Genomic DNA, 7539 nt, shown 5'->3' with positions numbered 1-7539 from the left:
ACCGGACCCGGCAGCGTCCGGGGCCGCGAGCCGGTCGCCAGCACGACGCCGCGCCGGGCGACGACCTCCCCGTACCCGCCGATCCGGGCGGAGCGCGGGCCCGTCAGCTCGGCGCTGCCACGCACCACCGTGACCCCGGCCCGCGCGAGTTGTGCCTCGACCCCGCGGTGGTTACGGGCCACGATGTCGTCCCGGGTCGCCACCAGGGCGGTCCAGTCCACCGCTTCGAGCGTCGCCTTCACCCCCCACCGCTCCCGGGCCTCGCCGATGCCGTCGACGAGTTCGGCGGCGTGCAGCATCGCCTTGCTCGGGATGCAGCCGCGGTGCAGACAGGTTCCGCCGACCGCGTCCCGCTCGGCGAGCACGACGCGCAACCCCAGGGCCGCCGCGCGCAACGCCGTCGAGTAGCCGCCGGTCCCGCCGCCGATGACCAGTACGTCCGTGGTGCTCCCGCTCGTGTGGATCTTCTCCGCGTTCGTCAGCGTCATGGGTCCCACCCTCACCCCGGCCCCGGTCATGCGTCCAAGGCAGAATGCGTGTGGAGTCGATGCACAACGTTCATGGGACGCGGTGCGTGAAGCCCTGCGGGAGGTGCGGTGGATGAGCCTGCGTCAGATGGAGTATTTCGTCGCGGTGGTCGAGGAGTCCTCGTTCACCCGCGCCGCCGAACGGCTCCACGTCACCCAGCCCGCCCTCTCCCACCAGATCAAGGCGCTGGAGAGGACTGTCGGGGGCGAGCTGCTGGAACGGCTGCCGCGCGGCGTCCTGCTGACCCCGATGGGCCGGGCCTTCCTGCCGCACGCCGAACGATCCGTCCGCAGCGCCGCCCAGGCCCGCCGCGCCGCCCGCGCCGCCGCCGGGGCGGAGGGCGGCGAACTGCACATCGCCACTGTGCACTCGGTGGCCGTCGGCGTCCTCCCCGACGTCTTCGCCCACTGGCGGCGCGCCCACCCGGGTGTGAGCCTCGTCCTTCACGAGTACGCGAGTACCGACGCCCTGGAGGACCAGGTGGAGCGCGGCATCGCCGACCTGGCCGTCGGGCCGCTGCCGACGCGCTGGACCGGACCGGTCGTCCCGGTGGGGGAGGAGGAGATCGTCCTCGTCGTCCCGTTCGACGACCCGCTGGCCGGACGTTCCTCGGTCGGTCTCCACGAGCTCGCCGACCGGTTCTGGGTGCGGTGCGCCATGGAACCGGTCATCGAGGGCCGACCCTTCCTGGAAGGGGTCTGCGAGGCGGCGGGCTTCGCGCCCCGTACGGCGGTGTGGACCGAGCACACCTCGACAGCGGTCCGGATGGCGGCGGCCGGCGTCGGTGTGTCCACGGCCTCCGCCCACCTCGTCCGCAGCGCGATCGGCGAGGACTGCGCCGTGCTCGGCGTCGACCCGCCCTGGCTGCGTCCCATGGGCGTCTTCTCCAGGGTGGCGCTGACCGGGGCGGCGGCGGCCTTCACGGAACTGCTCGGCTCCCTGCCCACCGCCGGGATCCGCCCCCCTGGGGCCGGTCGTCCGACTCCCGCCTGCCCCGCGGCGCCATGCACGCGCTGACCCCGCAGGGCCGCCCTCCGGGCGACGACGGGAGTCTGACGACCGGCCCCAGCCCCGCCCGCGCTCTCACCCGAACGGCCGTACGCCGACTGCGGTGCGCCCCCGACGGTGGTCCGCTGAGAGGGCGCGCGCCGACAGACGGCGCACCGACTGCAGGGGGCGCGACATGCCGGTCGACCGCCCCGACGCGCTGCCCGCCGCCCGCCGACCGCACCGGCTCGCGGGCGGGCAGCCGGGCCTGCTGGCGCCGGGGGCCACGACCGATCCGTACCGGCTGCGCCTCTACCGCCTGCTGCGCACCGACTATCCCCTCGGCTACGACCCGGGCCTCGGCGCCTGGCTGCTCAGCCGGTACGCGGACGTGGCCCTGGCTCTCACCGACCCCCGGTTCACCGGCTACCCGCACGACGGGGCCCCGCGCGGCCGGGCCCCCGTGCCGCTCGGCCTCTGCCGGGGCAGCCTGGTCTGTGTCCCGCCGGCCGTGCCGCACCGCACCGCCGAACCCGCCGTCGAGCGGACCGCGTATGTCCTGGCCCGTCGGATCGCCGGGCGCGACCGCGCGGACCTGGTCGCCGACTTCTGCCGCTGGCTGCCCGCCGGCGCCGCCGCCGCGGTGGCCGGTCTCTCCTACCCGGACCTGAGCACCCTGCCCCGGGGCGCCCTCCACCGGCGGGCCGGCGGGGGAGGCGGTGACTGCGCCGGGGCGACCGCGCTCCGCGAGCACGCCCTCGCCTCGTTCCTCGCCAACATGCTCGACGACCCCGACCTGCTGGCCGCCGCCACGGCCGGCGAAGGGCAAGGGGCCGGGACGCTGCTCGGGCGGGCCTGGGCGGAGACCCTGCGCCGCGATCCGCCCGTCCAGATCGTGCTGCGCCGCACCCGTACCGAGGTGGCCGTCAGCGGCGGCACACTCCCCGCCGACGCGCCCGTCGCCTGCCTCATCGGCGCGGCGGGCCGCGACCCGGCCCGGTTCGGCGCGCCCGACCGCTTCGACCCGCTGCGCGCCGACGCCGACCCGCTGCTCATCGGTCCGGCCGGCTGCCCCGCGGCCCTCATCGGCGGTCTGGAGGCCGAACACGGCCTGCGCGCCCTGGTGACGGCGATGCCCGGCATCCGCTGGGCCGACGGCTTCCGCCCGGCGGCGGGCGGCCTGCTCACCCGAGGCCCGCGAGCCCTCCTCGTACGCACGTCCTGAGCGTCCGCGCAGCCGCCCCGCACACCCGCCCGTACCGACCCGTCCGGGGCACCCTCCGAGGGAGCGCCCGTCACGGCCTCCGGCCGTACCGACCGTCCGGACACCTGCCGAGGACGGTCGGTACGGCCGGGGGCCGTCAGTCCCGCACCCGCCGCCGCAGCAGCGCCACCGGCCGCTCGGCGAACAGCTCGGCCGCCGCCACCACGCCGCCCGTGAACTCCCGGCCCGGCGACGCCGACAGCAGGTCCCGCCAGGGGCCCCCGTCCGGCAGTTCCAGCACCGTGTCCCGCCAGCCCCCGCCCTCGGCCAGCCGCAGCGACAGCCGGGTCACCGCCGTGACCACCTCGCCCGACCGGCAGAAGGACAGGAGATGAGCGGCGGACGGGCCCCGGGCCGTCAGCGGCGCGTACGTCCCCGACTCCCCGAACACATCCGGAAGTTCCCGCCGCAGCCGGAGCGCGGCCGCCGTCAGCGCCTGCTTCTCGTCCGGGAACTCCGGCCGCCGGAACGGCCGCCGGTTGTCCGGGTCGACCAGGGCCAGGTACTCGCTCTCCGTGCCCTGGTAGAGATCCGGCACCCCCGGCATCGTCAGCTGCACCAGCGCCGCCCCCAGCACCTGGGCCCGCACATGCGGGGCGAGCGCGTCCGCGAACTCGGCGATCGGCGTCCCGGCCGCGCGCGGCCCGCTGCCCGGGCCGGCGGCGACGAAGTCCGTCACCGCCCGCTCGTACACCGGGTCCGGCTCCGTCCAGCTGGTGAACAGGCCCGCCTCCCGCACCGCCTTGAGCAGCGCCGGCTCCAGCCGCGCGGACAGCTCGTCGGCCGGCAGCTCAGCGCAGCCGTACGCCGACTGCCAGGCCACCCAGGCCAGTTGCGGATCCGGGGCCGCCACGCCGGTCGCCGCCGTCAGCTCCGCCACCAGCGCCGCCCACCGCTCCGGACACTGGGACAGCACCGCGATCCGGGCCCGCACGTCCGCGCTGCGCTTGGTGTCGTGCGTCGTCAGGACCGTGCCGGTGGCGGGCCAGTCGCGGGCGATCCGGGACGCGAAGGCGTGGAACTGCTCCGGCGACACCGCGGGCCGCCCCGGGTCCCCGCCCACCTCGGTGGCCGAGAGCAGCGGGACGTAGCGGTAGAACGCCGTGTCCTCCACCGACTTGGCGTGCAGTGCCGACGCGGTCTGCGCGAACCGGGCGCAGAACGCCGCCTGTTCCGCCCCGTCGCCGAGCCGCCCGAGCGCCAGATCCCGTACGACGTCCACGGCCGTCGCCTCCTCCGGCACGGAGAACACCGCCTTCGCGTCCCGTACCGCCTCGTCGGTCAGCGTCTCCTCGGCGGCCCGCGTCAAAGGTGCGCCCGCCGTGACGTACGGGCGGTAGACCGGGATCCGCACCAGCAGCTCCCGGACCGCCGTCCGCAGCGCCCAGGGCGCGTGGTCGCGCAGCGCGGGGTCCCGGCCGCAGATCCCGGCCGCGAGCCGGGTCAGCCACGCGGTCTCGGCGGCCAGCTCATGCGTCGCCACCCGGTACGCGGCCCGGCGCACCGTCGCCGTCCAGTCGCCGCCCCGGTCGTCGGGCGGGCCCGCGAACTCCCGGTAGCGGCCGAGCAGCTCCGCCGCGCCGGACGGGTCGGTGAACAGCCCGTCGATCCGGTGCAGCGCGTCGTACCCGGTGGTGCCGGCGACCGCCCAGTCCGCCGGGAGCCGCTCGTCGCCGGTGAGGATCTTCTCCACCACCGTCCAGCGGCCACCGGTGGCCCTGTTCAGCCGCTCCAGATAGGCGGCGGGCGCGGCGAGGCCGTCGGGATGGTCGACGCGCAGCCCGTCCAGCACCCCGTCACGGAGCAGTTCGAGGACCTTGGCGTGGGTGGCGTCGAAGACCTCCGGGTGTTCGACGCGGACCCCGATCAGCTCCGATACGGTGAAGAACCGCCGGTAGTTCAGCTCGGTGCGGGCCAGGCGCCACCAGCCGAGCCGGTAGTGCTGGGCGTCCAGCAGCTCCGGCAGCGGAAGGTCCGCGGTCCCGGGGCGCAAGGGGAACTCCAGCTCGCCGTAGCGCAGCACCTCCCCGTCCACCGAGAGGCGCTCCAGCTCCCCGCCGAGCGGCCCGGCGAGCACCGGCAGCAGCACCTGGTTCCCGCCCGCCGCCCAGTCGATGTCGAACCAGTGTGCGTACGGGGAGGACGGGCCCTCGCGCAGCACGTCCCACAGCCGCCGGTTGTGCCGGGGCGAGGCCGCCATGTGGTTGGGCACGATGTCCAGGACCAGGCCGAGCCCGTGCTCCCGGGCGGCCGAGGCGAGCGAGCGCAGCCCCTCCTCGCCGCCCAGCTCCGCCCGGACCCGGCTGTGGTCGACCACGTCGTAACCGTGCGGGGAGCCGGGGACCGCCTCCAGGACGGGCGACAGGTGGAGGTGCGAGACGCCGAGCGCGGCGAGGTACGGCACGGCCTTCTCGGCGGCGGCGAACGGGAAGTCGGGCTGGAGCTGAAGCCGGTACGTTGCGGTGGGCGTCATGGACTGCTACGTACCCCGCCCGGGGCGATCCGTGTCACCCCGGACGGAACACTCACCCCCCGTGCGTCTCCCCGGCCACCCCTCAGGCGGGCCGCTTCAGCACGGTCAGGCTGCGCCCGATCAGCGTGACCCGTTCGCCCTCGGCGACCTTCGGCCCCGCCCCCGGCTCCACCCCGTCCGGCCGCGCGGTGTCGACGACGACCCGCCACTGCTCGCCGTGGCCGACCGGGACGGCGAACTCCAGCGTCTCGCCGCTCGCGTTGAACATCAGCAGGAACGAGTCGTCGGAGATCCGCTCGCCGCGCGGCCCCGGCTCCGAGATCGCGTGCCCGTTCAGGAACACGGTCATCGCCTTGGCATGGGCCGCCTGCCAGTCCCGTTGCGTCATCTCCTCGCCCTCCGGGGTGAACCAGGCGATGTCGGAGAGCTCGTCGTGGGTGCCCTCCACCGGCCGTCCGTGGAAGAAGCGGCGGCGCCGGAAGACGGGGTGGTCGCGGCGCAGCCACACCATGGCCCGGGTGAACTCCAGCAGCGTCGAGGCGGGGGAGCCGGCCTCCTCGTCCGGATCGGGCCAGTGCACCCAGGCCAGCTCGTTGTCCTGGCAGTAGGCGTTGTTGTTGCCGTTCTGCGTACGGGCGAACTCGTCGCCGTGGCTCAGCATCGGCACACCCTGCGAGAGCATCAGCGTGGCGATGAAGTTCCGCATCTGGCGGGCCCGCAGTTCCAGGACCTCCGGATCGTCGCTCTCGCCCTCCGCGCCGCAGTTCCAGGACCGGTTGTGGCTCTCGCCGTCCCGGTTGTCCTCCCCGTTGGCGTCGTTGTGCTTGTCGTTGTACGAGACGAGGTCGTGCAGGGTGAAGCCGTCGTGGCAGGTGGTGAAGTTGATCGAGGCGAGCGGGCGTCGGCCGTCGTCCTGGTAGAGGTCGGACGAGCCGGTGAGCCGCCCGGCGAACTCCGCCAGGGTGCGTGGCTCACCCCGCCACAGATCGCGGACCGTGTCGCGGTACTTGCCGTTCCACTCGGTCCACAGCGGCGGGAAGTTGCCCACCTGGTAGCCGCCCTCGCCGACGTCCCACGGCTCGGCGATCAGCTTCACCTGGCTGACCACCGGGTCCTGCTGCACCAGGTCGAAGAACGAGGAGAGCCGGTCCACCTCGTGGAACTGCCGGGCGAGTGTCGCGGCGAGGTCGAAGCGGAAGCCGTCCACGTGCATCTCGGTCACCCAGTACCGCAGCGAGTCCATGATCATCTGGAGGACGTGCGGGGACCGCATGAGCAGGGAGTTCCCGGTCCCCGTGGTGTCCATGTAGTAGCGCTGGTCGTCGGTGAGCCGGTAGTACGAGGCGTTGTCGAGGCCGCGGAAGGAGAGCGTCGGGCCGAGGTGGTTGCCCTCGGCCGTGTGGTTGTAGACCACGTCGAGGATGACCTCGATGCCCGCCTGGTGCAGCGCCTTCACCGCCTGCTTGAACTCCAGCACCTGCTCGCCGCGGTCGCCCCAGGAGGCGTACGTGTTGTGCGGGGCGAAGAAGCCGATGGTGTTGTAGCCCCAGTAGTTGGCGAGCCCCATGTCCGAAAGCCGGTGGTCCTGCACGAACTGGTGAACGGGCATCAGCTCGATCGCGGTGACGCCCAGTTCGGTCAGGTGGGCGATCACCTCCGGGTGCGCGAGCCCCGCGTACGTGCCGCGCAGCTCGGGAGGGAGCCCCGGGTGCAGCATCGTCAGGCCCTTCACATGGGCCTCGTAGATCACCGTGCGGTGGTAGTCCGTCCGGGGGCGGCGGTCGTCGCCCCAGTCGAAGTACGGGTTGACCACCACCGAGCTCATGGTGTGCGGGGCCGAGTCGAGGTCGTTGCGGGCGTCCGGCCTGCCGAACGGATATCCGTACACCTCCTCGCCCCACTGGATCTTCCCGGCCACCGCGCGGGCGTACGGGTCCAGCAGCAGCTTCGCGGAGTTGCACCGCTGCCCGCGCTGGGGCTCGTAGGGGCCGTGCACCCGGAAGCCGTACCGCTGACCCGGCATCACCCCGGGCAGATAGGCGTGGCGCACGAAGGCGTCGGTCTCGCGGAGTTCCACCGCCGTCTCCGAACCGTCGTCGTGCAACAGGCACAGTTCGATCCTGTGGGCGGCCTCGGAGAAGACCGCGAAGTTGGTGCCGGCGCCGTCGTACGTGGCGCCGAGGGGGTAAGCGTGTCCCGGCCAGACCTGCATGATGAAGACTCTTCCACTTCTGATCCGGGTGCGGTGGCCTTCCTCGGCCCGGTATTTCCCGAATCTTCCCCGAAA

5 protein-coding genes are annotated in these 7539 nt (G+C 74.0%); 2 read left to right on the top strand and 3 right to left on the bottom strand.

The window, feature by feature from the left end; all coding sequences use genetic code 11:
* On the bottom strand, nucleotides 1-488 hold a 488-nt coding region (locus tag CR470_RS10760), incomplete at its 3' end, for an FAD-dependent oxidoreductase (RefSeq protein WP_143663795.1).
* A gap of 112 nt (nucleotides 489-600) precedes the next feature.
* Here CR470_RS10760 and CR470_RS10755 point away from each other — a divergent pair.
* Both CR470_RS10755 and CR470_RS10750 read left to right on the top strand, forming a co-directional pair.
* Nucleotides 601-1545 (top strand): LysR family transcriptional regulator, encoded by a 945-nt coding sequence (locus CR470_RS10755; RefSeq protein ID WP_097867354.1) that lies wholly within the window; start codon nucleotides 601-603, stop codon nucleotides 1543-1545.
* 166 nt (nucleotides 1546-1711) lie between these two features.
* The gene (locus CR470_RS10750) at nucleotides 1712-2740 is read left to right on the top strand and encodes a cytochrome P450 (RefSeq protein ID WP_097867353.1); all 1029 of its coding nucleotides are present in this window, start codon (nucleotides 1712-1714) and stop codon (nucleotides 2738-2740) included.
* A gap of 136 nt (nucleotides 2741-2876) precedes the next feature.
* Here the strand turns inward: CR470_RS10750 and treY are convergent, their stop codons facing one another.
* Both treY and glgX read right to left on the bottom strand, forming a co-directional pair.
* Entirely contained in the window at nucleotides 2877-5252 is a 2376-nt protein-coding gene (gene treY, locus CR470_RS10745) for a malto-oligosyltrehalose synthase (protein WP_097867352.1), read from the bottom strand.
* An 82-nt stretch (nucleotides 5253-5334) separates the two neighbouring features.
* Nucleotides 5335-7464, bottom strand: a complete 2130-nt coding sequence (gene glgX, locus CR470_RS10740) for a glycogen debranching protein GlgX (protein WP_097867351.1) — start codon at nucleotides 7462-7464, stop codon at nucleotides 5335-5337.
* Nucleotides 7465-7539 lie beyond the last annotated feature (75 nt).

Source organism: Streptomyces sp. rh34 (assembly GCF_002551245.1).
In the GTDB taxonomy this organism is placed as follows: domain Bacteria; phylum Actinomycetota; class Actinomycetes; order Streptomycetales; family Streptomycetaceae; genus Streptomyces.
The sequence above is the reverse complement of the archived record's forward strand: the minus strand, read 5'-3'. Positions and strand labels throughout refer to the sequence as shown.